The sequence below is a fragment of the Streptomyces sp. NPDC002838 genome (assembly GCF_040295365.1).
GTDB lineage: Bacteria > Actinomycetota > Actinomycetes > Streptomycetales > Streptomycetaceae > Streptomyces.
The window spans coordinates 220,222-246,689 of record NZ_JBEOVF010000002.1; the positions used below are offsets into that span (position 1 = coordinate 220,222).

Below are 26,468 nucleotides of genomic sequence, written 5' to 3' on the forward strand. Positions count from 1 at the left end.
ATGCGGTGAGGCACGGTGGAGTGCGATAATGTAAGTCGCCTCTATGCCGGTTTACTGGGAGTCAGGATGTCCGCCGAGTCGCATCGCATCTCCCGTCTGCAGCCGTATCTGGACCGCCCGGAGCCGGCTCCGACCCTGCTGAAGATGCTGGTCGGCGTACAGCTGGCGGGTTTCCGCGAGGACGCCGGGTTCGCCCAGGACCAGGCGGCGCGGGCCCTCGGGTTCAGTGCGGCGAAGCTGTCCCGCATCGAGTCGGGCAAGGGCCGTCGTCCGCCCGCGGAGAACGACGTCCGCGCGCTGCTGGAGCTGTACGGCACCGATGACTACGAGGCGTCGGTGCTGCTCCAACTTCTGCGGCGCGCCGGTGAGCCCGGCTGGTGGCAGCGCTACGACAAGCGGTTGATGCCCGAGTGGTTCGACCGGCTGGTCGGCCTCCAGGAGGCGGCCGCCGCGATCCGTACCTTCGAGATCCAGTACGTGCCCGGCCTGTTGCAGACCCCCGACTACACCCGGGCGGTGGTGGAACGCGGTCTGCCCGCCGCGGCCGCGAGCGAGGTCCGGCGCCGGGTCGAACTGCGCACGCGGCGCGCGGAGTTGCTGTCGCGGGCGGATGCCCCGCAACTGTGGGCGGTCATCGACGAGTCGGTACTGCTGCGGGTCCTGGGCAGTCGCGAGGTGATGCGGGACCAGCTCGAGCACCTGGTCGAGCTGGCCGAACGCCCGAACGTGACCGTGCAGGTCGTGCCGCTGGACGCCTCGCATGCCTCGGCGCCGTCCTTCCCGATCACGTATCTCCGTTTCGGCGGCTTGGATCTGCCGGACGTCGTCTACCTCGAGCACATCAAGAGCGCCAACTTCCTCGAGGACCGGGACGAGACGGAGGAGTACCGCCTCGCCCTGGACCGGCTGGCCGACGAGGCGCTCGAGCCGAGGGATTCCCTGGAGCTGCTGCGGACGACGATGAAGCAGCGCTACGGCGCCTGAACCGGGAACGCCCCTCACGGGAGTCGCGTGAGGGGCGTTCGTCGCTTCTCGGGGTGCTAGGGGAGGCGGGCGACGCCGCCGAACTCGATCCACTCGTGGGTGAGCTGACGGGGTGCCACCTCGGAGTCCGGTCGCCAGGTGGAGACTTCCACCAGGCCCGGTTCGAGGATCTCCAGACCCTCGAACCACTCGGCGACGTCCTTCTCCTGACGGACTCGGCCCCAGTGGCCCTGGGTGGCCTGGTCCATGAAGTTGGTGACGAAGTCGCGGACCTCGGGGTCCTCGCTGACCAGCTGGCACATCACCAGGAAGCTGCCGGGCGCCAGCCGTTCGACGACACGGCGGACCAGGACGGGGGGACCGTCGGTCTCGCTGTCGGGGATGCAGTGCATCACCGAGTTGAACAGCACGGCGACGGGCTGGGAGAAGTCGATGAGACGCTCGGTGTCCGGATGCGAGAAGATCGCGTCGGTCTCCCGCATGTCCGCGTGGATGACGGCCGTGCGCTCGTCCTGCTCCAGCAGGGCGCGGCCGTGGACCAGCACCATCGGGTCGTTGTCGACGTAGATCACGTGCGAGGTCGGGTCGATCCGCTGGGCGACCTGGTGGACGTTGTCCTGGGTGGGCAGGCCGGAGCCGTGGTCGAGGAACTGCCGGATGCCGTGGTCCGCGGCGAGCACCTTGACGACCCGCTGCAGGAACCGCCTGTTGTTGATGGCCAGGCGGCGCGTGCTGGGAACGACCTTGTCGAGCTCCTCGCACGCCGCCCGGTCGGCCGCGTAGTTGTCCTTGCCGCCCAGGTAGTGGTCGTACATGCGCGCGGCCGTGGGTACGGTGGCGTCGATCGACGTGGACAGCTGCTTACCCGTGTGCATCATTCCCCCAGCTTCGTGCCGCGCCAACTGGCCTGGCAGGACAGGGAGTCCATCCTAGGGACTCGACGATTGCCGATGCCAGTCCACTCACGATCCTCCACGGAGGAAGGGCGCGGTCGAGCGGGAACGGGGCGGGCGCGCCGGCACTTTGTGAGCCGGCGCGTCGCACGCGGGGGGCGGGCGGGGCTGCCGTGGGGGCGGGTGCGTTTGCCCGCGGTGGGCGGGCGCGCCGACCGTTGGTGGACGGGTCCGCCGTCCTGGCACGTCTGCCCGTGGGCTGGGTGGGCGCCCCGGCCCTTGGGACGGAGACGCAGCCCGGCGTGGGCAGGCGCGTCCCGCCACCGTGAGGCGGGGGCACGTCTCCGGGCCTCACCCGGGCTCCCCCGCCCGATGCCCCTCGAGTCAGGCGGCATCCAGCTCCGCTAGTTCGTCCGGGGTGAGGACGAGGTCCGCCGCGGCGGCCGAGTCGCGGATCGTCTCGGGGCGGCTCGCTCCCGGAATCGGCACGACCACCGGTGACTTGGCGAGCATCCAAGCCAGGCACACCCGCTGCGGGCTGACCCCGTGGGCCGCGGCGATCCGGGCGAACGGAGCGTGGGCCGAGCCCAGTTCGCCGGCGCGGGAGATGCCGCCGAGCGGGCTCCAGGGCAGAAAGGCGATGCCGAGTTCGTCGCACAGGCGCAGTTCGGGCTCGCTGGAGCGGAAGGCCGGGGAGAACTGGTTCTGCACGGAGACCAGCCGACCGCCGAGGATCTCGTTGGCCTGCCTGATCTGCTCCGGATCGGCGTTGGAGATCCCCGCCATGCGGATCTTCCCCTCGTCGAGGAGGTCCCGGACCGCGCCGACGGACTCCGCGTACGGCACCCTCGGGTCGGGGCGGTGGAACTGGTAGAGGCCGATCGCCTCCACGCCGAGCCGGCGCAGGGAGGCCTCGCAGGCGTCCTTGAGGTGCCCGGGGCTGCCGTCCAGCGTCCAGCTGCCGTCCCCGGGGCGCAGATGGCCGCCCTTGGTGGCGACGAGGACGTCCTGACCCCGGTCGTGGGAGGCGAGTGCCTTGGCGATGAGGGTCTCGTTGTGGCCGACCTCGTCGGCGCCCCTGTGGTAGGCGTCCGCGGTGTCGATCAGTGTCAGGCCGGCGTCGAGGGCGGCGTGGACCGTGGCGAGGGATCGTGCCTCGTCGGGTCGCCCTTCGATGGACATGGGCATGGCGCCGAGGCCGATCGCGCTGACTTCGATGTCACCGATGCGGCGAGTGTGCATGTGCTCGAGACCTCTTTCGGCTGTCGCGCGGAACCGATGGCGTCCTGCGCCGCCAACGGGGTTCGCGGCGGCGCCGGGCGCACACCAGCCTCTCCGCCCGCTGCCCCGAAGGTCCAATAGAGGAATGAGAACGCATTCAGCAGCCGGGCTGCTGAATCCCGGCGGTGGAGGCGGGCGGATCGCCGAACGAACTCGGCGGGGCTTGCCCATGCGCCCTGTCGATGTGCGACGCTCACCCTTGACCGTCGGCCACCCGGCACCGGTCGTCACCAGGTTCCACGGCGTGGAGAGGCGGCGGTATGCGCATAGGACTGCTCGGCACCGGCCCCTGGGCGCGGATGGCTCATGCCCCCGCCCTGAGCGGGCACGACGAGCTGGACTTCGTCGGGGTGTGGGGCCGCCGTCCGGACGCGGCCAAGGAACTGGCCGGCCTCCACGGCACGCGCGCCTACGACGACGTCGACGCGCTGCTCGCCGACGTGGACGCCGTGGCCGTCGCGCTGCCCCCGGCCGTGCAGGCCGAGCTCGCGGTGCGTGCCGCGCGGGCCGGATGCCACCTGCTGCTGGACAAGCCCCTCGCCGCGACCGTGGAGCAGGGGCGGGCCGTGGTCGAGGCCGTCCAGGAGGCCGGCGTCGCCTCGGTCGTCTTCTTCACCACCCGCTTCGGGACCGAGACCGAGGCGTGGATCGCCGAACAGGCGGACACGGGCGGCTGGTTCACCGGCCGGGCGCAGTGGCTGGGCTCGGTGTTCACCAGTGACAGCCCGTTCGCGGACTCGCCGTGGCGACGCGAGAAGGGCGCCCTGTGGGACGTCGGTCCGCACGCCCTGTCCATCCTCCTGCCGGTGCTCGGCGACGTCCGGCGTGTGGCGGCGGCAGCGCACGGCCCCGCCGACACGGTGCATCTGGTCCTCGACCATGCCGGCGGCGCGTCGAGCACCCTGACCCTGAGCCTCACGGCCCCGCCCGCGGCCGCGGGAGCCGAGGTCGAGCTGCGGGGCGAAGCGGGGGTGACTCTGCTCCCGGACAGCCCGGAGGGCCTCCTGCCCGCCGTCAGCCGCGCCGCGGACGCCCTGCTCACCACCGCCCGCACCGGCCGCCCCCACGCTTGCGACGCCACGTTCGGCCTGCGGGTCACCGAGATACTGGCAGCGGCCGAGGCCGTACTGAACGGCGGCTGAGCCTCACCAAGGGCCGTGGGGTCGGGTCGCTCACCCGCCGGACGGGTCGTCGGCGAACGGCTCGTCGCTCCACCGGAACCACGCCCGGTCGCCGGCGATGTGCAGCAGGAACTCGGGGACGGGACCGTCGGGCGAGGACAGCGACACACGTCTGCGGATCTCGTCGTAGGCCGCCTCCCACTGCTCCCGGTGTTCCTCGTCGTCCTGTTCGGCCAGGGCGAGCTCACGGGCGAACAGTTCCTGTACGGCGGCGAACGCCGGGCCGGCCGTGAAGTGGCCCGACAGCCACGGGAAGTCGGCGTCGTCGATCAGGATCTCCCCCACCGCCCCGTCGCCACTGCGCACCTGCCAGACCTCGCCGTCGAACCCCACCGCGCCTCCGTCGCCCGCTGCCGGTCACACCGACGATCAGCATGCCACCCGGCGCTGACAGACGGACCGGACCGCCTGTCAGCGCCGGGGCGGACGACTTCAGTCCGTGGGCACGACCTCAGCCGGTGCGAGTCGTGTGGAAGTTGAGGCGTTCACTTACGACGGGGTAGCCGGCCTTGGTGAAGTTCGCGGCCATGGGGAAGTTGCCCTGGTCCGTCGCGGCGCCGATGAACTCCGCGCCCTGCTCGACCAGGAAGTGGGTGCACTCCGCCAGAAGGTCGTAGGCGTAGCCGTGTCCGCGTTGTTCCGGCAGGACCCCGATGAAGCCGATGCACGGACCCGTCGGATTGTGCGCCGGGATGTGGATGCCCACCGGGTCCCCCTGCGGGGTGTGGGCGACCTGCCACCATTCCCGCGGCGACGGGCACCAGTGGAAGAAGTCGAGCTCCTCCTGGGCGGCCTTGTCGACGCCGCCTTCCTCGATCGCCAGCAGGGCATGGGCGTCCAGGGTGGCGGAGTGGATGCGGCGCAGCGCGTCGAAGAACACCGCGTCGTCCGGTTCGGGCCGGAACACCAGGCGGCCGGGCCGCTCGGGCAGGCCGTGCTCCGGCGTCCACCGGTACAGGAAGCGTTCCACCAGTAGGTCGTATCCGGCCGCGCGTGCGGCGATGAGGCGGCTCTCGGCCGCGGCGCGCAGGTCCGGGTCCTCGCGCCACCCTCCGGGCAGGTTCAGTTCGAGTTCGACCTGCCAGGGAGCGGTGCGCAGGAGTTCCGCGCCTGCTTCCTCCTCCCCTTCGGCCACGTCGAACCAGTTGATGTTGAGGGGCTCGGTGTCGTCGGGGCCGCCCCACCAGGCGCCGCGCGCCACGACCCTGCCGTCACGCAGAGCCACCCGCTTCCAGTCGGGGCGGTGGCGGGTGCGCCGGTGCCCTTCACGGGCGCCGAGCGGATCCGGCAGGGAGTCGAAGAGAGGTGCGTCGCGCTCGTCGAGCGCGCGAATGACCAGATCGGTCATGGGTGTTTCCTCCGGGATGCATGCTGCGTGGAGCGCTCCCGGTCAGACGAAGCACGCCGGGGCGACGGAAAGGGAGCGCTTGAACGGTGTGGACTGCACGGCACTCGCCTCCTTCCGTCGATCTCGGGGCGTGACGCCTCACAGTACACCGCTTAAGCGGCCCTTGAGGCCGGATTAAACGCTCGCCGCTCTGTATACGGAGGGGACGGCCGTACGTACCATCGGGCCCCAACTACCGCGTGAGAGCGCTCTCAAGCTCCTTCCGTGCGCCCGCACGCCGACGACGTACCCCTTCAAGTGCTCGAGGAGATCCCCCACATGACACCTCGTCATCAGCACCGTCCCGGTCGTCGCAAGCTTCTCTTCGCTCTGGGCGGCGCCGCCGTGGCGGCACCCGCCGTCGCCGCCCTGGCCCCCCACGCCCTCGCGGGCACCGCCGACGGCTCGGACGCGGCCGCGGCGGCCGCCGCCCTGCCGCTGACGATCGTCAACGGCAGCGGTTCCTTCGGCAACGCGAGCGTCCATGTCTACATCGTGGGAAACCAGGACGGCCGGCAGGTACGGGTCACCCCCGACGGGACCCTCGCGCCGATCGCCCTCTCCGACAACGGCGCCGACGGCTACACCGACTACTCGATCGGCCTGGCCGGCAGCGGCGAGACCCGGCTGTCCCTGCCGTACATGTCCGGCCGGATCTATGTGTCGCTGGGCCGGAAACTCAAGCTCAAGGTCGTCACAGACGGTAACGGCAACCCCGCGCTGCAGTACCCGGCCGGCTGGGTGGCCTCGGACCCCAACCACGCGGTGCTGCACGACTGTGCCGAGTTCACGTACAACTCCGCCGGCATGTTCTGCAACACCACCATGGTGGACATGTTCAGCGTGCCGCTGAGCATCCGGCTGACCGGCGCGAAGGACCAGACGACGGGCACGCTGCGCCCCTCGGGGCGTGCGGACGCCTTCACCGCCGTACGTCGGATCGAGGAGTTCGCGCCGCTGGTCGTGGACGACACCCGGGTCATCGCCCCCGGTCACGGGCTGGACGCCGGCCTGTTTCCCAAGGACTACCTCGCGCCGTACATCGACGAGGTGTGGAGCACGTACACCGGCAAGGACCTCACCGTGACCACGAACGCGGGCACCTTCACCGGCCGGGTGCGCGGTGAGCGGCTCACCTTCGAGGGGCCCGCGCCGGTCTCCTTCGCCCAGCCGTCGACCCGGGACGTGCTCTTCTGCGACGGTAACCTCGCCGCCCCCAACGACGGCACCACCGGCCCGGTCGCCGCCGTGCTCGGCGCCGGGTTCAACCGCTCCACGCTGCTCAGCGCGCCCGCCCAGCCGACGACCGACGCCGCCTCCTTCTACCGGACCGCGCTCACCAACCACTACGCCAAGGCGATGCACGCGGCCACCGAGGACGGCAAGGCGTACGGCTTCGCCTTCGACGACGTGGCCGACTTCGCCTCGTACGTCCAGGACACGGCACCCACGGGGATGCGGCTGACGCTCACGCCGTTCTAGCGGCGGCGCGGCCCGTGGGGACGGTCCGGCACGGAGTGCCCAGGCCGTCGTGGCAGCGCGGTCGTCCGCTCCCTCATGGGACCCCCACGGACCGGGCGCACGGGTCGTGGGGGTGCCGTTTCCCGTCTCTCGGGATGCACGGTGCGCCCGCGCGATGAATGGTGATATCGGGACCGGTGAAAAGCCGGGACCGAGGAATGATCCGGATCCTAGGAGCAGACCATGCCGACGTCACAGCCCGACGTATCCGGGCCGTCCGAGGACCGCGCCACCCCGGACGCCCTGCTCCACACCCGCACCGGCACCGATGTGTCGCCGGAGGACGTGGTGCTTGCCTCAGGCAAGGACATCACCCCGCGCAATCTCGAATGGGCCAGGCGGAAGCTGGAGGCGGAGGGACCGGCCGCTCTCGACAAGCTGCTGCCCTAGCCGGGCGGCACGGTAGTCGCGGGACCGCTCCCGGGGCCTCGTCCGGCCGGGGCTCTCCGGGGCGGTCGCGTCCTGCCCGTGGCACCGCACCGCGGGCCTGTGCGGGCTGTCCCCGCACCTCCGCTCCCCGCGCCGATCACAACCGCCGCGCACCCGCCGGGAGTTCACCCACGCCTCGGCTCCGTCCCGTACGGCGACTTGCCGCGCCGGCAGTTGCCCGTTCGCCCTTACGAAGAGCGCCCCGGGGCTGTCAGACTCCGGAGCGTGCCCGACTTCGACATGCTTGTCATCGGATCCGGCCCGGGCGGCCAGAAGGCCGCCATCGCCGCGGCCAAGCTGGGCCGCCGGGTCGCCGTCGTCGACCGCCCCGACATGGTCGGCGGGGTCTCCATCCACACCGGGACGATTCCCTCCAAGACGCTGCGTGAGGCGGTGCTGTACCTCACCGGTCTGACCCAGCGCGACCTGTACGGCCAGAGCTACCGCCTGAAGGAGGACATCACCGTCGCCGACCTGACCGCCCGCACCCAGCACGTGGTCAGCCGCGAGGTCGACGTCATCCGCAGCCAGCTGTCCCGCAACCACATCGCCCTGCACTCCGGAACCGCCCGCTTCGTCGACGCCCACACCGTCGCCCTGCGCGAGGCCTCCGGCCACGAACGGCTGCTCAGCGCCGAGCATGTCGTGATCGCCACCGGCACCCGCCCCGCCCGGCCGGACAGCGTGGAGTTCGACGGGCGGACGATCATGGACTCGGACAACGTCCTCGCCCTGGAACGGGTGCCGCGCTCCATGGTCATCGTCGGCGCCGGCGTAATCGGCATGGAGTACGCGTCGATGTTCGCCGCGCTCGGCAGCAAGATCACCGTGGTCGAGAAGCGCTCCGGGATGCTCGACATGTGCGACGTCGAGGTGATCGAGTCGCTCAAGTACCACCTGCGGGACCTGGCCGTCACCTTCCGCTTCGGCGAGACGGTGGCCGCGGTCGAGCGGCATCCCCGGGGCACCCTCACCATTCTGGAGAGCGGCAAGAAGATCCCCGCCGACGCCGTGATGTACTCGGCGGGCCGGCAGGGCCTGACCGACGATCTCGACCTCGACAAGGCCGGTCTCTCGGCGGACCCGCGCGGCCGGATCACGGTGGACGAGCACTACCGCACCGAGGTGCCGCACATCTACGCCGTCGGCGACGTCATCGGTTTCCCCGCGCTGGCGGCGACCTCGATGGAGCAGGGGCGCGCGGCGGCGTACCACGTGTGCGGGGAGCCCGTTCCACGGATGCACAACCTGCAGCCGATCGGCATCTACACCATCCCCGAGATCAGTTTCGTGGGACGGACCGAGGACCAGCTCACCGAGGACCGGGTGCCGTTCGAGGTCGGCATCTCCCGCTACCGCGAACTGGCCCGGGGCCAGATCATGGGCGACTCGCACGGCATGCTCAAGCTGCTGGTCTCTCCTGAGGACCGCACCCTGCTCGGCGTGCACTGCTTCGGCAGCGGCGCCACCGAGCTCATCCACATCGGTCAGTCCGTGATGGGCTGCGGCGGCACGGTCGACTACCTGGTCGACGCGGTGTTCAACTACCCGACGCTGGCGGAGTCCTACAAGGTCGCCGCCCTGGACGCCACCAACAAGCTCCGCCTGATCGACCGGATCGGGGACTGAAAGCCCCCTGTCAGGCCCCCTCGTCGCCCGGCAGCGCCGTGTCGTCCTCGACCACGTGCACGGCGGCCTCCTCCGCACCGGCGGCCCCCGCGTCGATGCCCACGTCGGAGGCGACTTCCTCCTTGGTGGTGTCGGCGTGGGCGCCCTCGTCGGGGGCGACGAGGCGCCCGGCACGCTCGGTGCCCGCCTCCGGATCGACCGGTTCGCCCTCGCCCTCGGGGATATCGCCGACCTCGTCACCGGGCTGCTCGGCCACCTCGGGCGTTTCCTGCGCGAGGCGCTGGTCGAGGGTCTCGCCGTCGTGCTGTTCGGCGGCCGTGGTGCCGAACTTGGTGACGCCGAGCGGCTTCTCCGGCGGGGAGTAGCCCTCGGCGAGGGTCTCGTCATAGGTCCGCTCGTCGACGGCGTCCTGCAGGTCGAGCGGCGCCGCGTCCTCCTGCTCCTCGTTGCTCCCCGTGGGCTGGTACGCGTCGTCCGCCATCGGTTCGGGGTCCGTCCGTTCGGTGCCCATGGCCGCCTCCCTCGCGCGCCGCGTCGACTCGCTTCACTCCGGTGTCCTGAACCGCGTTTCCGTTTGCGCCATGTCTAACCTCGGAGGAGAGCTCGGGCTGCGCCCTGAACGAAGCAGCCCTCCCCGGCCCGGCGAGACGGGCCGGGGAGACCGGCCGGGGTCACGGGCCGGGGTCATCGGCCGGGAGGACTGCTCGTCAGCAGGTGCGGCCGACGTAACGGGCGCCCTGGATCTTGCTGGCGGAGCCCAGCCAGGTCGTGCCGGGCGGGACGCACCGCTCGTAGTCGGGCGCCATGGCGACCTCGACCTTGATGACCACGCGGGAGCCGTCGGAGGTGCAGTGGTTGTAGTAGGCGTCGGCGCTCGTCTCGAAGAATCCGCACGGGTCGGCGGCGGCCGGGCTCGCGGTGGTGGTCACCGCGCCCATCGAGGCGAGCACGAGGGCGGCGGACCCGAGGGCGTTGGTCACCATACGACGAACACGCAAGAGGATCTCCTTAGGGTTTGGATGTCCGCCCCAGGATGGCCGCGCCGCCGCCGTTCGATGGACCGTCCGCCGTGCCGTTCACCCGGTGAATCGTTCTGTCGTTACGCCACTGGGGTGATCTTGTTCGGTTCATCGTTTGGGGCGTGCTCCTCGGCTGCCGCCAGGTCGAAGCCCGCGTCGGCCAGGACCGTGGCCGCGACGCCACGGCCGACACCGGCGAGGCCGACCAGGAGGTCGGCGCAGTCGATGTGCGCGGCGCCGGCCTGCTCTGAGCGGGCCTCGGCGAGGGCGATCGCCTTGCGGGAGTAGGGAGTCCAGGCGATGCGCTCGGCCGCCTGGGAGGCTCCGAGGGTGAGCCGGTCCGCGACCGCGCGGTGGACGGTCTCCGGGCTGACGCCGGCGTTCTCCAGCAGCCGCGTGGCGCTGTTGTCCTCCTCGGTGAGGCCCCACAGGAGGTGTTCGGTGCCGATGTAGTTGTTGCGGTGCTGTACGGCGGCACGCTTCACGTGGGTCATGGCCCGGCGCAGGTCCTCGGACATCGTCTCGGGGCCGTAGCGCTTGTGGGGCGCGTGGAAGCGCTGCTGCACGGCCTGCCTGGTGACTCCCAGGGCGGCTCCGATGTCCGTCCACGAACAGCCGTGCATCCGGCAGTGCTCCACGTAGTCCTCGACCAAGTCGTCGGCGAGGGCCTGGAGTCGGCCCGCGAGGTGTGCGGCGGTGGTCAACAGCGCCAGCCAGTCGGGCTGTTCCTGTCCGCCGGGTCGGTGGGCGGTGTCGCAGGTGCGGTCCACTTCGGCGATGAGGTCGTCCAGATCGGGTAAAGACATGAGGCAAGTACGCCTTGACACTTTGGAATTGTCAAGGACTGCTTGCCTTCTCGGTCTTCGCCCCGGCGAGCCCCGCTGTCCACTTCTCCTCGATCCGGCCGAGCTTCCACACCAGCAGGGCGGCGATCCAGGTGGCGAAGAACAGGCCGACGATCACGAATCCGAGCAGGTTCAGGTCGAGGCCGCTGATCCAGTCCCAGAAGGCGCTGTGCAGGCCGAGCTTCTCCGCGAGCAGGCCGAGCAGTTCGACCGTGCCGATGAGCAGGGCGACGGCGACGGACAGGCCGGTCACGGTGAGGTTGTAGTAGACCTTGCGGACCGGCTTGGAGAAGGCCCAGCCGTAGGCGAAGTTCATGAAGGAGCCGTCGATCGTGTCGAGCAGGGACATGCCGGCGGCGAACAGGACGGGCAGGCACAGGATCGCGTACCAGGGCAGGCCGGAGGCGGCGCCCGAGCCCGCCAGGACGAGCAGGGCGATCTCGGTGGCGGTGTCGAAGCCGAGCCCGAAGAGCAGGCCGAGGGGATACATCTGCCACGGCTTGGTGATCGACCTCACGACGCGGCCGAGCAGGCGGTTCATGAAGCCGCGGTTGTTCAGCTGCTCCTCCAGGGCGGCCTCGTCGTAGCGGCCCGAGCGCATCCGGCGGAACACCTTCCAGATCCCGGCCAGGACAACCAGGTTGATCGCCGCGATGACGTAGAGAAAGGCCCCCGAGACGGTCGTACCGATCAGGCCGGTGACGTCGTGGAGGCGGGAGCCGTCGTCGCGGACCGGTCCGGCGAGGGTCTTCACGCCGAGCGAGAGCAGCAGCGTCAGGGCGAAGACGACGCTGGAGTGGCCGAGGGAGAACCAGAAGCCGACCGACAGCGGCCGCTGCCCCTCGCCCATCAGCTTGCGGGTGGTGTTGTCGATCGCCGCGATGTGGTCGGCGTCGAAGGCGTGCCGCATGCCGAGCGTGTACGCGGTCACGCCGATGCCGACACCGAAGGACTTCTCGCCGACGCTGTAGTGGTGCGGCGCGACGATCGCGACCAGGGTGACCCAGCCGATCACGTGCAGGGCCACCACCACGGCCGCCATTCCGCCCGCCCTGATCCACTCCTGCCGCGTCATGGAGCCACGGACGCGGTGCCAGGCCGAGCCCCTGGCGGGGGCGGTGGCGGGGAGGAGGGACGGAGCGGAGTCAGGGGCGGCCGTCATCGGGCGGAGGGTCCTTCTTTCGGCTGAACGGCCGCGGTATGCAGCCTTTCGCCATCCTCCGGTACGTGCAAGAGATGTGCAGTAAAGCCCGTGACTGGTCTTCACCACGAGTGGGGAAAGTCCCCCGTCACAGCGCCCTCGTCACAGCGGCCCTCTCACATGGACCCGTCACGGAGTCGCGTTCGGCCCGTCCGGCCGGCTGCCGCGTTGCTCGACCATCTCCCGGCTCAGCTCCTCCGTCTCCGGCTCGGCCAGCCGCTCGAAGCCGTCCTCGGTGATGACCGACACGATCGGGAAGATCCGGCGGTTGAGGTCCGGGCCGCCGGTCGCGGAGTCGTCGTCCGCCGCGTCGTACAGCGCCTGGAGCGCGGCCAGGGCGGCCTCGCGCCGGTCCATGCCCTTGCGGAACAGCTTCTTCAACGCGCCTCGCGCGTACGGCGATCCGGAGCCCTCGGCGTGGAAGTCCTGCTTCTCGTACAGCCCGCCGACGACGTCGAAGCTGAAGATGCGGCCTCGCTCGCCCTCGGGGGCGGACGGGTCGTAGCCGGTGAGGAGTGGTACGACGGCCAGGCCCTGCATGGCCTGGCCCAGGTTCTGACGGATCATGCCGGCCAGGCGTCTCGCCTTCGCGTTGAGGGTCATCGGCGTGCCCTCGATCTTCTCGAAGTGCGTCAGCTCGACCTGATAGAGCTTCACCATGTCCACCGCCAGTCCGACCGTGCCGGCGAAGGCCACCGCGGTGTAGTCGTCCGCGGGGTGCACTTTCTCCAGGTCGCGCTGGGCGATGAGGTTGCCCATGGTGGCCCGGCGGTCGCCGGCGATCAGCACGCCGTCGCGGTAGGCGAGGGCGAGCACCGTGGTGCCGTGCGGCACCCGGTCGGGTGCGGCACGTATGCCGTCCGGGAGGATCCGGCGCGTGCTCAGCAACTCCGGGCGGTGCTCGGCCAGGAACTCGGTGAAGGACGAGGTCCCGGGAGTGAAGAACTCCTCCCCCAACCGCCCGCCGTTGTCATTCCACGTCATGACACTCCCCCCTCGACTCCGGACCGACAACCGGTCTCCTACCAGAAGGCGGGGGACGGGAAACGCCGGTTGGGGTCACAGCGCCTTGCGCCGGATCAGGATCCCCAGCACCACCAGGCCCGGAACCAGCGGAAGCCATACGGTCAGGAGCCGGTAACCGAGCACGGCGGAGGCGGCCGTCGCGGCCGGTGCCCCGGCGGAGGCGAGGGCGAGGGCCAGCGCGGCGTCGAGGGAGCCGAGGCCGCCGGGCGTGGGCAGCAGGGCGGCGGCGGTGCTCGCGGCGAAATAGACCAGCGCCACCCGGACCGGGGCAAGCGGCAGCGCGAGGGCCCGGGTGACGGCTATCAGCACGAGCGCGTGCAGTGCGGCGAAGGCCAGCGAACCGCCCCACAGGGCGGCCGCCCGGCTCGGTCGCGCGTGGACGGCTCTGATGTCCGCCCGTGCCACGGCCAGGGCACGTCGGCAGCGGGGCAGCAGCCGGCCGGCCGGCAGCACGGTCACGCAGACGACCGCGAGGGCGACGGCCGCCCATCCGGCCGAGACGTGCGGAATCCGCAGGACGCCGGGGCTGACCACGGCGAGTACGACGATCAGGGCACCCCGCGCGACCCCGCCGGCCGTGGCCTTGACCGCGACCGCGGTCGCCGCGCGGCCGGCCGGCATCCCGCAGCGCATCAGGAAGCGCAGGTTGACCGCGCCCGCGCCGAGCCCGGCGGGCAGGACGTGGTTGGCGGCGGAGGCGGCGAACTGGGCCGCCACGAGGCGTCCCGGCGGCAACCGCCCGACGACGGCGCCCTGTTGGGCGAGCGCCGCGCACAGCCAGGTCGCGGCGGCGGCCGTGGCGCCGACCAGCAGCCAGCCCTGGTCGGCCACGGCGAGCCGGAGGGCCCCGGTCTCCAGCACGGGCCAGTGGCGCCGGGCCAGGCACACGGCGACCAGCAGGACGGCGAGGGAGAGGGCGGTGTGCCAGTAGGTCCGTCTTCGGGTGGGCGTGACGGTGACCTGTTCGGACGTCATGCGGGTCCGGCCGGGCCCGGCGTCGGCGCGAGGTGGAGGTCGAAGCCGGCGGACCGGTGGACCTCCCAGTCGCGGGCGTACCCGGGTGGTGAACCGCCCGGCTCGGTCAGGGCGGCCGTCGGAATCCGCTCGGCCGTGCGCAGGATCTCCGCGCGGGTGCTGTTGGCGTTGGAGCCGTGGGTCGCCGCCGAGGAGCAGCCGGCGTAGTAGGCGATGGGGAGGGCCTGGTGTCCGGTCAGCAGGCAGGGCGGGCGGACGCCCAGGCGGTTCAGGTCGGCGGCGGTGCGTGCCCAGTCGCGGCGGTCGGCGGTGGTGCGGTCCACGGTGCGGTCCAGGACGACGTACTGCACCGCCAGGTGACCGGCCAGTCCGAGGGCGACCAGGGCCGCCACCGCCGGACGCCACCGGCCGTTCGGCTTGGTGACCACGTGGAACAGGGCGGCGGCGACCGGGATCGCCAGCAGTGCGTAGGCGGGCTGCAGGAAGCGGGGGGCCGCGTAGCCGATCATGAACAGGTAGGGGAAGGCGGCCGTCGCGGCGCACAGCAGCGGAAGCAGTGTGGGTGCGGTGCGCCGGGCCCGCACCGCGATTGCCAGGCCGAGGGCGGCGAGCAGGGGCAGGACGAACCACCAGGCGAACACCACCGGGTTCGGCATCGGTGCGGTGCACGGGCGGCACAGGGTCCGCCCGATCAGGCTGCGCAGTTGGTCGTCGACGGCGAAGTACCAGCCGAGGCCGCCCTGGATGGCGGAGCCGTCGGACAGGCGCTGCCCGAGGCCGCCGTAGGAGACGTACGCCTCGATCACCCACTCCGCCGCGCCCGCCACGAGTCCGCCGTAGAGCGCGACCGTGAGGCGCCACAGGCGGGCCGCCGGCGCGAGGGCGAGCAGCGGCAGCGTGACCCACACGGCGTCGGTGGGCCGCATCCACGCCATGAGCGCGGCGCCCGCCACGACCCCCCACAGGGCCGCCCGGTCGTGGCGGTCGGCCCGGGCCCGCAGGAAGCAGCCGACGCAGATCAGGGCGCCGAGGGCGACCCAGTAGTTGGGCATGGCCTGTGGGCCGTAGTAGAGCGTGATCCACAAGGAGGCGAACAGGGCGCCCGCGGCGGCCAGGACGCGGGCCGGGAACAGCCCTCGCCACACGCGCAGGGCCAGGTAGAGGCCGAGGCCGGACAGCAGGGCGAGGTAGACGCGCAGCAGTTCGGTGGAGGTCGACCAGGACGCGATCGGTGCCACCAGCAGCGAGACGCCCCGGGCGCGCGGAGCGCTGAAGAAGGACGCAGGTCCCTGGGTGCCGACCTGGCTGACGTACACCGTCTCGTCCCAGCCGAGGCCCATGCCGGGGCGGACGAGGACCAGTTGGGCCAGGGTGAAGGCGCCTGCCACAGCCGCGAGCAGCCACGCGCCGCGCGTCCGCCAGGACGTGCGGGGCACGGTGGCCGGTTCACGTCGTCGCATACCGACGAGCATGGCGTTCGTGCCGTGGGACATCGTCCACCCCTCACCCCTACAAGTCGTAGGGCTTCTCAGACCGCACAGCCTGGTGGGCTGGAGGTGACGCGAACAGAAAGCGAACAGAGGTCAAACGAAGGAACGGAAAAGCACAGCCAAACTAACCCGCAACGGACCGGTGTGCAGGGCGATGTTCGGCCGTACGGGCTGAAGCGGCGTCAGCGGGCGTTCGGGCTCCGGTGCGGGGGCTGTTCCGGGGCCGGACGTGCTTCGGGCGAGGGGACGGGGCGGACGACGGGCCCGTCGCCGTTCACGGTCAGCCGGGTGTCGTGGTGTCGGATCGTGAGGGGCTCCCCCGACAGCAGCGTGTACGTGGCCTTGTCCGGGCCTATCTCCACGCGCAGGCGGCGGTCGAGGTGTTGGACGGTGAAGGCGAGGCGGCTGAACCGCTCGGGCAGGCGGGGCGCGAACCGGAGCGAGTCGCCGTCCCGGCGCAGGCCGCCGAACCCGGCGACCAGGGCCGTCCAGGTGCCGGCGAGGGAGGCGATGTGCAGTCCGTCGCGGGTGTTGTGCTCCAGATCCGCCAGATCCATCAGGGCCGCCTCGGCCGTGTAGTCGTAGGCGAGGCCCAGATGTCCCGACTGGGCGGCGACGACGGCCTGGCTGCACGCCGACAGCGAGGAGTCCCGTACGGTCAGCGGCTCGTAGTAGGCGAAGTTGCGGGCGATCTGTCCCTCGTCGTGGAACTCCTCGAAGTAGGCGCCGCACATGTACATCGCCAGGACCAGGTCGGCCTGCTTGACGACCTGTTTGCGGTAGATGTCGAAGTAGGGGAAGTGCAGCATCAGGGGGTACTGGTCGGGGCCGGTGCCGGCGAAGTCCCAGCGCTGGTAGCGGGTGAAGCCGGCGTGCTGTTCGTGGACGCCCAGTTCGTCGTTGTAGGGGATGTGCACGGCCTCGGCGGCGTCGCGCCAGGAGGCGCTCTCCTCGTCGCCGACGCCGAGCCGGGCCGCCTCCTCGGGGTGGCGTTCGCAGGCGTCGGCGGCGGCCAGCAGGTTCGCGCGGGCCATGAGGTTGGTGTACGTGTTGTCGTCGGCGACCGCGCTGTACTCGTCGGGGCCGGTGACGCCGTCGATGTGGAAGACGCCGTGGTGGTCGTGGTGGCCGAGCGAGCGCCACAGGCGGGCGGTCTCCACCAGCAGTTCGAGGCCGGTGTCCCGTGCGAAGTGGGTGTCCCCGGTCGCCGCCGTGTAGCGCACCACGGCGTCCGCGATGGCCGCGTTCACATGGAAGGCTGCGGTGCCGGCGGGCCAGTACGCGGACCCTTCCGAGCCCTCGATGGTGCGCCAGGGGAACGCGGCGCCGCCGAGGCCGAGTTGTTGGGCGCGTTGCCGGGCGGCGGGCAGGGTGTTCTGCCGCCAGCGCAGGGCCTCGGCCACGGCGGCGGGCGCGGTGTAGGTCAGCAGGGGCAGCACGAAGGTCTCGGTGTCCCAGAAGGCGTGGCCGTCGTAGCCGGACCCGGTCAGCCCCTTGGCGGGGATGGCCCGTTGTTCGGCGCGGGCGCCGGCCTGGAGGACGTGGAAGAGGGCGAAGCGGACGGCCTGCTGAATCTCCTCGTCCCCGTCGACCTCGACGTCGGCGCGCGCCCAGAAGTCGTCGAGACATGCCCGCTGGTCCTGGAGCAGGCCCGCCCAGCCGCTGTGCCCGGCGGCGGCCAGGGCCGCCTCGACCTGGTCGCTCATCGCGGGCCTGGAACGCGCGCCGGACCATCCGTGGGCGACCGTCTTCTCCACCCGCAGCCGCTGGCCGGGCTCCAGGACGGAGGTGATCGTCAGCCGGGCCACGTCCACGTTGCTCTCGCCGCTCGTCGTGGTCCGCTCGGGGCCGTCGATGACGTGGTCTGCGGCCACGGCGACCCTCAGGCCGCTGCGGTGGGTGCGGTGCACCAGGCGCAGCCGGGGGCCGTCCGCGAAGTCCTCCTCCGGTTCCAGCGGCGACTTCAGCGCCCGGGCGGTGCGCGGGTCGCCGTCCGGTTCGGGCAGGCTCTCGTTGGCGACGAGTTCCGACTGGATCACCACGCGCGTCCGGCTGTCGACGGGCTCCACCTCGTACGCCACGGCGGCGATGGCCCGCTGGGTGAGGGAGACCAGCCGCGTGGAGCGAACCCGTATGCGGGAGCCGGCCGGGGAGATCCACTCGCAGACGCGTTCCAGCACACCCCTGCGCAGGTCCAGCGTGCGCTCGTGCGCGACGAGCCGGCCGTAGCGCAGGTCGAACGGCTCGTCGTCGACCAGCAGCCGCAGCACCTTGCCGTTGGTGACGTTGATGACGGTCTGGCCCGACTCCGGGTAGCCGTATCCCGCCTCGGCGTAGGGCAGCGGGTGCAGTTCGTGCACGCCGTTGAGGTAGGAGCCGGGCAGGCCGTGCGGTTCGCCCTCGTCGAGGTTGCCGCGCCAGCCGACATGGCCGTTGGACAGCGCGAACACGGACTCGCTCTGGGCCAGGACGTCCAGGTTGAGGTCGGTCTCGCGTACGGCCCAGGGTTCGACGGTGTACGACCTGTGGGCGATCACGCCGTGCCTCCCAGTTCGGCGAGGTCCTTCACGACCCGGTGGGCTCCGTGCGCGTAGAGGGCGTCGGTCTGTCCGACGCGGTCGACACCGACGACGTATCCGAAGCGGCCCGAGCGGCCCGCGTCCATGCCGGCCAGGGCGTCCTCGAAGACGGCGCACCGCGCGGCCTCGACGCCCAGGTCGTGCGCGGCGGCCAGGAAGGTGTCCGGGTGCGGCTTGCCCGGCAGTTTCCGCTCGGCGGCCACCACTCCGTCGATGCGTACGTCGAAGAGGTCCTCGGCGTCGATGGCGCGCAGGACGTCACGGCAGTTGGCGCTGGAGGAGACGATCGCGGTGCGCAGGCCGTGGGCGCGGACCGCTTCGAGGTAGCGCAGTGTGCCGTCGTAGGCCTCGACGCCGTCGGTGCGGATCTTCTCCAGGAGCAGGTCGTTCTTGCGGTTGCCCAGGCCGTGGACCGTCGGGGTCTGCGGTGGGTCGTCCGGGTCCCCTTCGGGCAGGTCGATGCCGCGGGAGGCGAGGAAGGTGCGGACGCCGTCGGCGCGTGGGCGCCCGTCGACGTACTCGTCGTAGTCGGCGTCGTCGAACGGCCGGAAGTGCTCGCCCTCGCGTTCACGCAGGAACTCGTCGAACATCTCCTTCCAGGCGGCCGCGTGCACGACGGCCGTCTTGGTGACCACGCCGTCGAGGTCGAAGAGGCAGGCCAGGATGTCTTCGGGTAGACCGAGCTCCGTCATACAGGACACGGTTCCCCACGAGGGCGCGTCCAGTGGGTGACGCACGCCACACAAGGGGCATTTCACGACAGATTCTCACCCGCTCCGCAAGCGCGGATCTGTCGTGCGGCCTCCAACCCGCCGTCGGCGCGGGTCAGTCGTGCGGGAACGAGTGGTGTTCGTGGGCGACCAGCCAGCGGCCCCCCTCCTTGCGCAGGCCAAGCGTCAGCCGTAGGCGCAGGGTGGGCTGCGCGGCGAGTTCCTCCGGCGTGCCGCACCGCAGCAGCGCGAGGGCGTAGGCGACGTCGGTGCCGGCCGTGACGTCGAGGGACTCGATGTCGAAGCAGGCGCCCTGGGCCTGCCACTCGAAGAACGGCGGCCAGGTCGCGCGGTAGGCGGCGAGGCCGTGGATGCCCTGGTGGGGCGGCGGGACGTCGAACATCACGATGTCCTCGGCGTGGTCCGCGAGGACGCCGTCGAGGTCGCCCCGGTGGACGGCCTCGGCCCACCGGGTGATCAGGGTGCGGATCTGCGCTGCGTCGTCGGTCACAGCCTCGCCTCCCTTCCTGCCCCCTCTACAGGAGACTGCCCTCTGCTGCCGAAGGCGTCGAATCGGCGCAGCCTGGCACACTCTGCTGTGTGCCGCTGACCTTCGACGACCTCCTCGACCGCGCCCACGCCCTCACCCGGCACGGGCGCCGCGCGCTCCTCGGCATCGCCGGCAGCCCCGGCGCAGGCAAGACGACGCTCGCCGAGCATCTGGTGCGGGCGCTGAACGCGGCCGGTGACCCGTGGGTGGCGCACGTCCCCATGGACGGCTTCCACCTCGCCGACGTCGAACTCGACCGGCTCGGCCGACGGGACCGCAAGGGCGCGCCCGACACCTTCGACGCGGCCGGGTACGCGGCCCTGTTGCGGCGGCTGCGGGAGGAGGACGACGAGGTCGTGTACGCGCCCGGCTTCGAGCGGATGCTGGAGCAGCCGATCGCCGGGGCGATCCCGGTGCCGCCGACGGCCCGGCTGGTCGTGACGGAGGGCAACTACCTGCTGCTGGACACCGGCGCGTGGGCGCGGGTCCGGCCGCAGCTGGACGAGGTGTGGTTCTGCGAGCAGGACGAACGCGAACGCGTCCGGCGCCTGGTCGCACGGCACGAGGAGTTCGGAAAGGCCCACGAGGAGGCTGTGGCGTGGGTGCTCGGCTCGGACCAGCGCAACGCGGAGCTGGTCGCCGCGACGCGGGGACGGGCGGATCTGGTGGTGCGGGGCGTCATAGGGTGGCCGGATGGGGCTGGACATCACCGTGCTGGCGGTGGACTGGGGGCAGTTGGGGCGGACGCCGGCGGGTGAGCGGGAGGAGCTGCTGTGGGAGGCCGCCTACCCCGGAGACGACATTGACCTGGACGCGGAACCCGAGGTCGGCTGGGTGTTTCCCGCCTCGCCGAAGGTGCCGTGGAGCGGGCGGTACGAGTTCCGCGACACCCTCGGCCTGTACAAGGCGCATTTCTGGGCGGCGGACGGCTGGGACACCGTCCGGGAGTACGCCGCTCCGGCGCTGCGTTTGCCCCTGGACGGCTTCCTCCGTGGTCTGATCTGGGCAGGAGCCGACCCGGACGACGAGGACGCCCTGTCGGAGGCCGGGCTCTTCCCGTCCGATTCCGAGCCCTGGCGGCCCCGCCTGCTGCTCGCCTGTCCGCCGCCCGCCGTGCCGGGGCTCGCCGCCCACTGGGCCAGGGCCGAACCGCTGTTCGAAGGGCTCCGCGAGACGTATGACGCCCACTGCTCGCGCCCGGGGCGCTGGATCGCGGACTACGACGAGTTCGCCGCCCTTGTGCGCCAGTGGGCCGTCGTTGTCGATGAGACCGCGCGGCGCGGGTGGGGGCTGCTGGGGCTGCCCATCTGATGCGGGCAGCCCTCTCGGCGTCGACGCCCCTCAGCCGTCGGCGCGACGCAGCGTCAGCTCCGGCTCCCCCTGCGCGTCCTCGGCACCGATGACCGCCGTAAAGGCGTCCGTCCGTACGTTCAGCCCGTCCTCGCCCCGCTCCACCGACACCGCGAGCGGCTCCTCGGAGCCGTACCGCACCGCGAACACATGCAGGTCGTCCGGCCCGTCCGGGAGCGGGTCGGCCTCCAGGGCCGTCGAGCTGACCAGGTGCCGCCAGCCCTCGTCCGGGTTGCCGTAGCCGCGCGGGTCTGCGGCGAGGGCGAAGGCGGCCTGCTCCTGGGTGAGTTCCGCGCGCGCGTCGAAATGCTCCGCGCCCGGCGCGCCGGGGTGCGTCAGGCGCAGGGTGCCCGCCGAGGACACTGCCGCGTCCGCCGTACGCCGGACCCGGTCGCCGTCGTCCTCGGCGTACGGAAGGCCGGCCAGCAGGTACGGCGTCCCGTCGAGGCGTTCGACGGCGACCGTCGTCCACAGGGTCGTGCCGTCGGTGACGTACAGGGAGCGCACGTGCCGCAGGACGTGGTCGCGGCCGACGACCGGCTTGGTGACCAGCTTGGCCGTCAGTCCGTCGGCGCGGACGTCACGGACGCGGACCTCGCCCATGGGGCGGCAGAGCAGGAAGCCGTCGGTGACGGGGCCGAAGCCGTGCTGCCGGTTGACGGCCGCGGACAGGTAGTAGGTGCCGCCCGCCTCCACCACCGACGGAGTCATACGGTCGTCGAAGGCCACCGAGACCGTACCCGCGCGCAGTTGGTGCCGTGCGGCCGTCGTGGAGGGCTCACGGTGCCAGCGTGTGGTGTCCTGGATCTGCCAGACCAGCATCCACGCGAAGTGTCCGTCGATCCCGCCGTCCGCCTTGACCGCGTGGCGGCCCCAGCGGGTGTCGCCCCGGTAGCGGCCCAGGTCGGAGCCGATGCGGGCGCTGAAGTAGCGCAGGCCCAGGACCGACTCGAAGCCGGAGTGCTGTTCGCTGTAGCGCGGTCCGCCGTTGTCGAAGCCGCCGCCGGTGAGGCGGGCGTCGATGTAGCGGGCGAGCGCGTCGCCGTCCTCGGCGAAGATCTCCTCACCGCTGACCCGGTGGGCCTGGGCGAGGAAGGACAGGGAGATCGGGCCGTAGTTGTTGTCGTAGGCGCCGCCGTGCTCCGGGGGCAGCGGGGCGCCCCGGTCGCGCACCCGGTGGGCGCGGATCTCGTCGGTGTACAGCTCCAACGCCCGCGCGCGGACCGGCTCACCCTCCTCGGCCGGCAGATGACGGGCCAGCATCAGACCGCCGACCACGCATCCGATCGCCTGGTTGCCCGCCTCCTGCGGGTTGAAGAAGGTCGCCTCGGTCAGCCAGCGCCAGTAGCCGCGCGCCACTTCCAGCAGCCGGGCGCGCGGTTCGTCGTCGACCAGGCCGTCGGCCAGGTCCAGCACGTTGACCGCCTGAAGCAGAGCCCAGACCGTGCTGGGCCAGTCGCCGATGGGGTGCGCGCCCGGGGCGAGGGTGTAACGGGCGTACGGCAGACCGGAGTCGCGGATCCTCAGGTTGGGGTAGCCGGGGTTGTCCTCGACGTAGACCCGCTCGCGCAGATGGAAGGCGAGGCTGCGGTGCACCGCCTCCGGCAGCCGCGGGTCCTTGGAGCGCTGCCAGGCGAGCGCGAGGAGCGAGTTGATGCCGAGCGAGGTGTCGCCGATGTCGTCGACGCAGTCGGGGTGTTCGAGGTTGCCCTCGGGCGTCATGCGCGTAAGGGCCTGCTCGACGACATCGGCGAGGACCGCGTCGTAAGCCTCGGGGCTGTCGGGCAGGTCGTGCAGGGGGCCGCGCTGGTGTGTGAGGTGCACGGGGATCAGCCCTTCATGCCTGAGATGGCCATGGCGTGGTTCGTCGGGGTCACACGACAGGTGCGGGCCGGCGGGCGCGCAGTACGACGGTCAGTGTGTGCGGGCCATGTCCACCGATGTAGACGCGGTTCCCGGTCGTCGCATCGGTGCCGCCCGCCACGGTGTAGTCCTGACCCGGGTCGTACCGCAGTACGTCGCTTCGGTCCGGCCCGGCAAGCGGTTCGCCCGCCTCGACGTCGGCCTGGATCCGGATCTCGTCGTCACCGACCCGGTAGGTCATCGGCCCGGTCGTCAGGCACCAGCGTCCGTCGCCGATCGGTACGGCGCCCTCCGGCACGCCACCCGGCCGGAAGGTCAGTTCGAGGGCCCAGGGCACCCGTGGTCCGCTGATGTCGATCCGCAGGTCGGCACCATCTTCCCTCAGGTCCACCTCGACGCGGGTCGTGTGTGAGACCTCGTCACGAGGCCGGTCCGGGAAGGCCATCGCGGCCGAGAAGCGTCCCTCGTCCACCAGCCGGTAGACGCCGTCGTCCCGCCTCTGGTCCTTCGGGAGCGGCTGGTAGTAGGCGGCCGTGAGGGTTTCGGTGAGCCGGTACCGGTTGTCGGCGAGCTGTTGCATGCCGGCGGCGCGGAACGGGCCCAGGTCGAAGAACCCCCGCGTCAGACGGACCGCGTCGAGGACGGCGTCGCCGGCGAACAGACGCAGGAAGGTGGGATTGCAGGCGAGGCCCGAGCGGATGCGCCGGTGCTCGGGCACGTCGGAGCCGCCGTACACCACCGTGTGCGCGGTGGCCGAGGCGCGTGCGGCGAGGCGTGCGGTGGTGATGTACCGGCCGCGCGGGAGTGTCTCCGCGGCCGGGGCCGGCAGAGCGCGGCACAGGTCCGGGGTGAGGAGGGTCTCGGCGAGCAGGTCGGGGTCGTCGATGCCGCCGGCGGCCGCCAGCCGCGCCGCCCGGCCGAAGTCGCCCCGGCCGGTGCGGATCGCGAGCAGCCGGTAGTGCGGCAGGTAGGGCGCCAGCGGGAACGGGTGGTTCTGGTCCTGCCGTCGTGAGTGGACGGTCTCCACCGTGCCGTCCGGCCTGACGAGGTCCAGCGTCGTGGCGAGATTGCGTTCGACGGCGTCCAGCAGGTCGGCGCGGCCGAGCACGTCGGCCAGCAGCAGCAGCGACGGGTTGGTCACGTGGGCCGCGTAGTTGGCGCTGCGTTCCGAGTACAGGCCCTCCGCGTCGATGTCGACGCCCTCGGCGAGCCACTCCTCGACGCGGTCGAGCAGCCGGTCGTCCGGAAACGACCGGTGCAGCCGGGCCAGCGCCGCGCACAGTTCCCAGCGGTGGTTCGGGGTGTGCACCCCGCCGGTCAGGAGACTGCCGGAGGCGGCGCCGGCGATCTCGGCGAGCGCGGCCGTGACGTCGCGCAGTTCCGGCCCCGCGCCGGCGGCGAGGACGTGCGCGTCGCACACGTCGTTGACGGTGAACGCGGAGTCCGGCGGTGACTGCACGTTGTCGCCGCCGGCGAAGAGGCCGGTGGTGGTCTGCGTGGCCCGCAGGGCGCGCAGGTGGGTCATCGCGGCGGCGACGGCCTGCCTGCTGCCGTGCAGTGCCGAGTCCGGGGAACGGTATGCCGCGACCAGTGTCTTCACCCGCCGCGCCAGACCACGGTGCGGCACACCCGCGGGTTCCTCGTCGGGGTCGGCCGCCAGCGGGGCGGCCGGCCGGTCGGCGGCGCGGGCCGCCGCGCGGACGAACTCGTGGTCGAGCGGGGTGGGCACGGTCAGTCCTTCAGTCCGGCGTTGATGTCGGCGTTCATGACGTAACGCTGGAACACCAGGAAGACGACGATCAGCGGAATCATGGTGATGACCGAGCCGCCGAGCACCACCGACCAGTTGATGTTCTGCGCGCCGACGAGGCTCTGGATGCCGATCTGCACGGTGAACTTGTCGGGGTCGTTGAGCATCAGCAGCGGCCAGATGTAGTCGTTCCATCGCCACTGGAACGACAGGATGGCGAGGGTCAGCATGATGGGCCGGGAGATCGGCACCATGATCCGCAGGAAGATCGACAGTTCACGCGCCCCGTCGATGCGGGCGGCCTCGACGAGCTCGTCGGGGACCGTCAGGAAGAACTGGCGGAACATGAAGCATCCGGTCGCGGTGAGCAAGGCCGGGAAGATGATGCCGGCGAGCGAGTTGTACAGGCCCAGGTCGCGGACCACCAGGAACTGCGGGGCGAGCATGACCTCGCCCGGCAGCATCGTCGTGGCGAGGATGCAGATGAAGAACACCTTGAGCCACTTGTTGTCGTACTTGGCCAGCGCGTACCCCGTGCAGCAGCTCACTCCCACCGTGAGGATCGTCGCGATCACACACACGATGGTCGTGTTGATGAAGTACTGGGAGAAGTTGGCGCTGCCCCATGCTGCCTTGTAGCCCGACAGGGTGGGGTCGTTCGGAAACAGCGTCAGCGAGGAGAACAGGTCTCCCGCCGGTTTGAAGGAGCTGAGGACGAACCACAGCACGGGAAACCCGTAGACGGCCGCCAGGACCCACAGCAGTGTCGTCGCGGGCACCGCGCGCCGAAGCCCACCGCCGGCCGCGCCGCGGGGCCGCTTCCTGGGAACTGCCCGTCCGGGCTCGGCGTCGACCGAGCGTGGCATGTCTGTGGTTGTCATCGGTTCTCCACCCGCCGGTTGACGATCAGCTGGATGATCGCGACGGCCATCAGGATGAGCATGAGCACGAACGACGCGGCGCTCGCGTAGCCGATCTGGCCCCGGTCGAAGCCGGTCTGGTAGATGTACTGGACAAGCAGGTTGTTCGACGTTCCGGGTCCGCCGTTGTTGAGGGAGGCGAACAGCGGGTATTCCTTCATCGCGTGGATCGTGTTGAGCAGGATGACGATGAAGGAAGTGGGCGCGATGCTCGGCAGTGTGATGCTGATGAACTGGCGCCACGGACCGGCGCCGTCGAGCGAGGCCGCCTCGTAGTACGACACCGGTACGTTCTTGATCGCCGCGATGAACAGCAGCATCGAGAAGCCCGTCCAGGCCCAGGATGCCGCCACCACCACGACCAGCAGCGACAGGTCCGCGTTCGACTGCCACGGAACGGCACTTCCGCCGAGCTTCTCAATGACGTGGTTGACCAGTCCGAAGTTCTCACCGAACAGCCACCGCCACAGGACGCCCACGATGATGGGCGACAGAAGCCACGGGATGAAGAAGAAGACGCGGGCGACCGATACGCCCTTGGCGTGCTTGCTCACCAGCACGTTGGCGATGAGCAGCGAGAACACGAAGTTCAGCGGAACGAAGAGCACGGTGTACAGCAGCGTCCGGGTCAGCGCGCCGAAGAAGGTGGAGTCCCCGAACAGGTTGCTGTAGTTGTCCAGTCCGACGAACTGGAACGCCCCCACGCCCGTGTAGTTCGTGAAGGAGTAGACGAGCCCGATCACCGCCGGCCAGACGAAGAACAACGCGAAGAGCACGACATTGGCCGCGATGAGGACGAGCGGCGCAAGGGTGTACTTACTGCGTCTCCTGGGCGGGCTCGCGGACACGTCCGGGGCGCGTTTGGTCATCTTCCTGACTCCGTGC

Annotated in this window: 25 protein-coding genes; 7 read left to right on the plus strand and 18 right to left on the minus strand. The window is 71.2% G+C overall.

Annotation, left to right across the window (positions count from 1 at the left end):
- The first annotated feature begins 66 nt into the window (after positions 1-66).
- Positions 67-984 (plus strand): helix-turn-helix domain-containing protein, encoded by a 918-nt coding sequence (locus ABT063_RS03650; protein WP_351055436.1) that lies wholly within the window; start codon positions 67-69, stop codon positions 982-984.
- Between the two features lie 56 nt (positions 985-1,040).
- Here the strand turns inward: ABT063_RS03650 and ABT063_RS03655 are convergent, their stop codons facing one another.
- A complete protein-coding gene (locus tag ABT063_RS03655; protein ID WP_351055706.1) occupies positions 1,041-1,859 on the minus strand; it encodes an SAM-dependent methyltransferase in 819 nt (272 codons plus the stop codon).
- Positions 1,860-2,261: 402 nt separating this feature from the next.
- Entirely contained in the window at positions 2,262-3,119 is an 858-nt protein-coding gene (locus ABT063_RS03660; protein ID WP_351055437.1) for an aldo/keto reductase, read from the minus strand.
- Between the two features lie 299 nt (positions 3,120-3,418).
- Between ABT063_RS03660 and ABT063_RS03665 the strand changes: the two genes are divergently transcribed.
- Positions 3,419-4,300 carry a Gfo/Idh/MocA family protein gene (locus tag ABT063_RS03665; protein WP_351055438.1) on the plus strand — a complete coding sequence of 294 codons (882 nt, stop codon included), beginning with the start codon at positions 3,419-3,421 and terminating at the stop codon, positions 4,298-4,300.
- Positions 4,301-4,330: 30 nt separating this feature from the next.
- On the opposite strand, the gene ABT063_RS03670 is transcribed toward ABT063_RS03665, so the two are convergent.
- Positions 4,331-4,672, minus strand: coding sequence for a hypothetical protein (locus tag ABT063_RS03670; protein ID WP_351055439.1), 342 nt, complete (start codon positions 4,670-4,672; stop codon positions 4,331-4,333).
- Between the two features lie 118 nt (positions 4,673-4,790).
- Positions 4,791-5,687, minus strand: coding sequence for a GNAT family N-acetyltransferase (locus ABT063_RS03675; RefSeq protein WP_351055440.1), 897 nt, complete (start codon positions 5,685-5,687; stop codon positions 4,791-4,793).
- Positions 5,688-6,005: 318 nt separating this feature from the next.
- Between ABT063_RS03675 and ABT063_RS03680 the strand changes: the two genes are divergently transcribed.
- The 3 genes from ABT063_RS03680 (at position 6,006) to sthA (ending at position 9,305) form a co-directional block, all read left to right on the plus strand.
- On the plus strand, positions 6,006-7,208 hold the full coding sequence (locus ABT063_RS03680) for a glycoside hydrolase family 64 protein (RefSeq protein ID WP_351055441.1): 1,203 nt from the start codon (positions 6,006-6,008) through the stop codon (positions 7,206-7,208).
- 222 nt (positions 7,209-7,430) lie between these two features.
- Positions 7,431-7,637, plus strand: coding sequence for a hypothetical protein (locus ABT063_RS03685; RefSeq protein ID WP_351055442.1), 207 nt, complete (start codon positions 7,431-7,433; stop codon positions 7,635-7,637).
- Between the two features lie 264 nt (positions 7,638-7,901).
- Entirely contained in the window at positions 7,902-9,305 is a 1,404-nt protein-coding gene (gene sthA, locus ABT063_RS03690) for a Si-specific NAD(P)(+) transhydrogenase (protein ID WP_351055443.1), read from the plus strand.
- Positions 9,306-9,315: 10 nt separating this feature from the next.
- On the opposite strand, the gene ABT063_RS03695 is transcribed toward sthA, so the two are convergent.
- The 10 genes from ABT063_RS03695 to ABT063_RS03740 all read right to left on the minus strand — a co-directional run bounded on the left by ABT063_RS03695 (position 9,316) and on the right by ABT063_RS03740 (position 19,661).
- Positions 9,316-9,816, minus strand: a complete 501-nt coding sequence (locus ABT063_RS03695; protein WP_351055444.1) for a DUF5709 domain-containing protein — start codon at positions 9,814-9,816, stop codon at positions 9,316-9,318.
- Between the two features lie 196 nt (positions 9,817-10,012).
- Positions 10,013-10,288: a DUF6355 family natural product biosynthesis protein gene (locus tag ABT063_RS03700; protein ID WP_502990749.1), complete on the minus strand. Its 276-nt coding sequence runs from the start codon at positions 10,286-10,288 to the stop codon at positions 10,013-10,015.
- A gap of 116 nt (positions 10,289-10,404) precedes the next feature.
- Positions 10,405-11,130, minus strand: a complete 726-nt coding sequence (locus ABT063_RS03705; protein WP_351055446.1) for a Clp protease N-terminal domain-containing protein — start codon at positions 11,128-11,130, stop codon at positions 10,405-10,407.
- 31 nt (positions 11,131-11,161) lie between these two features.
- Positions 11,162-12,331: a Nickel transporter NicT gene (nicT, locus tag ABT063_RS03710; protein ID WP_351055447.1), complete on the minus strand. Its 1,170-nt coding sequence runs from the start codon at positions 12,329-12,331 to the stop codon at positions 11,162-11,164.
- Positions 12,332-12,499: 168 nt separating this feature from the next.
- Positions 12,500-13,354 carry a proteasome subunit beta gene (gene prcB / locus ABT063_RS03715; RefSeq protein WP_351055448.1) on the minus strand — a complete coding sequence of 285 codons (855 nt, stop codon included), beginning with the start codon at positions 13,352-13,354 and terminating at the stop codon, positions 12,500-12,502.
- 75 nt (positions 13,355-13,429) lie between these two features.
- The gene (locus ABT063_RS03720; protein ID WP_351055449.1) at positions 13,430-14,371 is read right to left on the minus strand and encodes a lysylphosphatidylglycerol synthase domain-containing protein; all 942 of its coding nucleotides are present in this window, start codon (positions 14,369-14,371) and stop codon (positions 13,430-13,432) included.
- Positions 14,368-15,864 carry a glycosyltransferase family protein gene (locus tag ABT063_RS03725; RefSeq protein WP_351055450.1) on the minus strand — a complete coding sequence of 499 codons (1,497 nt, stop codon included), beginning with the start codon at positions 15,862-15,864 and terminating at the stop codon, positions 14,368-14,370. Before ABT063_RS03725 ends, ABT063_RS03720 begins: the two co-directional genes overlap by 4 nt.
- A gap of 179 nt (positions 15,865-16,043) precedes the next feature.
- Positions 16,044-18,398: a glycoside hydrolase family 65 protein gene (locus ABT063_RS03730; protein WP_351055451.1), complete on the minus strand. Its 2,355-nt coding sequence runs from the start codon at positions 18,396-18,398 to the stop codon at positions 16,044-16,046.
- On the minus strand, positions 18,395-19,132 hold the full coding sequence (locus ABT063_RS03735; protein ID WP_351055452.1) for an HAD family hydrolase: 738 nt from the start codon (positions 19,130-19,132) through the stop codon (positions 18,395-18,397). Before ABT063_RS03735 ends, ABT063_RS03730 begins: the two co-directional genes overlap by 4 nt.
- Positions 19,133-19,265: 133 nt before the next feature.
- A complete protein-coding gene (locus ABT063_RS03740; RefSeq protein WP_351055453.1) occupies positions 19,266-19,661 on the minus strand; it encodes a YybH family protein in 396 nt (131 codons plus the stop codon).
- 89 nt (positions 19,662-19,750) lie between these two features.
- Here ABT063_RS03740 and ABT063_RS03745 point away from each other — a divergent pair, with 89 nt between their 5' ends.
- Both ABT063_RS03745 and ABT063_RS03750 read left to right on the plus strand, forming a co-directional pair.
- Entirely contained in the window at positions 19,751-20,458 is a 708-nt protein-coding gene (locus ABT063_RS03745; RefSeq protein ID WP_351055454.1) for a nucleoside/nucleotide kinase family protein, read from the plus strand.
- On the plus strand, positions 20,394-21,011 hold the full coding sequence (locus tag ABT063_RS03750) for a hypothetical protein (protein ID WP_351055455.1): 618 nt from the start codon (positions 20,394-20,396) through the stop codon (positions 21,009-21,011). The genes ABT063_RS03745 and ABT063_RS03750 overlap by 65 nt, the downstream gene beginning before the upstream one ends.
- 30 nt (positions 21,012-21,041) lie before the next feature.
- Here the strand turns inward: ABT063_RS03750 and ABT063_RS03755 are convergent, their stop codons facing one another.
- From ABT063_RS03755 to ABT063_RS03770, 4 genes are read right to left on the minus strand one after another with little or no spacing between them, the layout of a single operon-like run.
- Positions 21,042-22,874, minus strand: a complete 1,833-nt coding sequence (locus ABT063_RS03755) for a hypothetical protein (protein ID WP_351055456.1) — start codon at positions 22,872-22,874, stop codon at positions 21,042-21,044.
- A 49-nt stretch (positions 22,875-22,923) separates the two neighbouring features.
- Entirely contained in the window at positions 22,924-24,642 is a 1,719-nt protein-coding gene (locus tag ABT063_RS03760) for a hypothetical protein (protein WP_351055457.1), read from the minus strand.
- Between the two features lie 2 nt (positions 24,643-24,644).
- A complete protein-coding gene (locus tag ABT063_RS03765; protein ID WP_351055459.1) occupies positions 24,645-25,544 on the minus strand; it encodes a carbohydrate ABC transporter permease in 900 nt (299 codons plus the stop codon).
- Positions 25,541-26,452 carry a carbohydrate ABC transporter permease gene (locus ABT063_RS03770; protein ID WP_351055460.1) on the minus strand — a complete coding sequence of 304 codons (912 nt, stop codon included), beginning with the start codon at positions 26,450-26,452 and terminating at the stop codon, positions 25,541-25,543. Before ABT063_RS03770 ends, ABT063_RS03765 begins: the two co-directional genes overlap by 4 nt.
- Positions 26,453-26,468: the final 16 nt, after the last annotated feature.

Bases quoted from the DNA above. Each gene is read 5' to 3' on its own strand.
- ABT063_RS03725 (WP_351055450.1), bottom strand. From the start codon at position 15,864: ATGTCCCACGGCACGAACGCCATGCTCGTCGGTATGCGACGACGTGAA.
- prcB (WP_351055448.1), bottom strand. From the start codon at position 13,354: ATGACGTGGAATGACAACGGCGGGCGGTTGGGGGAGGAGTTCTTCACT.
- ABT063_RS03685 (WP_351055442.1), top strand. From the start codon at position 7,431: ATGCCGACGTCACAGCCCGACGTATCCGGGCCGTCCGAGGACCGCGCC.
- ABT063_RS03705 (WP_351055446.1), bottom strand. From the start codon at position 11,130: ATGTCTTTACCCGATCTGGACGACCTCATCGCCGAAGTGGACCGCACC.
- ABT063_RS03750 (WP_351055455.1), top strand. From the start codon at position 20,394: ATGGGGCTGGACATCACCGTGCTGGCGGTGGACTGGGGGCAGTTGGGG.
- nicT (WP_351055447.1), bottom strand. From the start codon at position 12,331: ATGACGGCCGCCCCTGACTCCGCTCCGTCCCTCCTCCCCGCCACCGCC.
- ABT063_RS03695 (WP_351055444.1), bottom strand. From the start codon at position 9,816: ATGGGCACCGAACGGACGGACCCCGAACCGATGGCGGACGACGCGTAC.
- ABT063_RS03680 (WP_351055441.1), top strand. From the start codon at position 6,006: ATGACACCTCGTCATCAGCACCGTCCCGGTCGTCGCAAGCTTCTCTTC.
- ABT063_RS03700 (WP_502990749.1), bottom strand. From the start codon at position 10,288: ATGGTGACCAACGCCCTCGGGTCCGCCGCCCTCGTGCTCGCCTCGATG.
- ABT063_RS03655 (WP_351055706.1), bottom strand. From the start codon at position 1,859: ATGCACACGGGTAAGCAGCTGTCCACGTCGATCGACGCCACCGTACCC.
- ABT063_RS03665 (WP_351055438.1), top strand. From the start codon at position 3,419: ATGCGCATAGGACTGCTCGGCACCGGCCCCTGGGCGCGGATGGCTCAT.
- ABT063_RS03765 (WP_351055459.1), bottom strand. From the start codon at position 25,544: ATGACAACCACAGACATGCCACGCTCGGTCGACGCCGAGCCCGGACGG.
- ABT063_RS03650 (WP_351055436.1), top strand. From the start codon at position 67: ATGTCCGCCGAGTCGCATCGCATCTCCCGTCTGCAGCCGTATCTGGAC.
- ABT063_RS03675 (WP_351055440.1), bottom strand. From the start codon at position 5,687: ATGACCGATCTGGTCATTCGCGCGCTCGACGAGCGCGACGCACCTCTC.
- ABT063_RS03660 (WP_351055437.1), bottom strand. From the start codon at position 3,119: ATGCACACTCGCCGCATCGGTGACATCGAAGTCAGCGCGATCGGCCTC.
- ABT063_RS03770 (WP_351055460.1), bottom strand. From the start codon at position 26,452: ATGACCAAACGCGCCCCGGACGTGTCCGCGAGCCCGCCCAGGAGACGC.
- ABT063_RS03720 (WP_351055449.1), bottom strand. From the start codon at position 14,371: ATGACGTCCGAACAGGTCACCGTCACGCCCACCCGAAGACGGACCTAC.
- ABT063_RS03735 (WP_351055452.1), bottom strand. From the start codon at position 19,132: ATGACGGAGCTCGGTCTACCCGAAGACATCCTGGCCTGCCTCTTCGAC.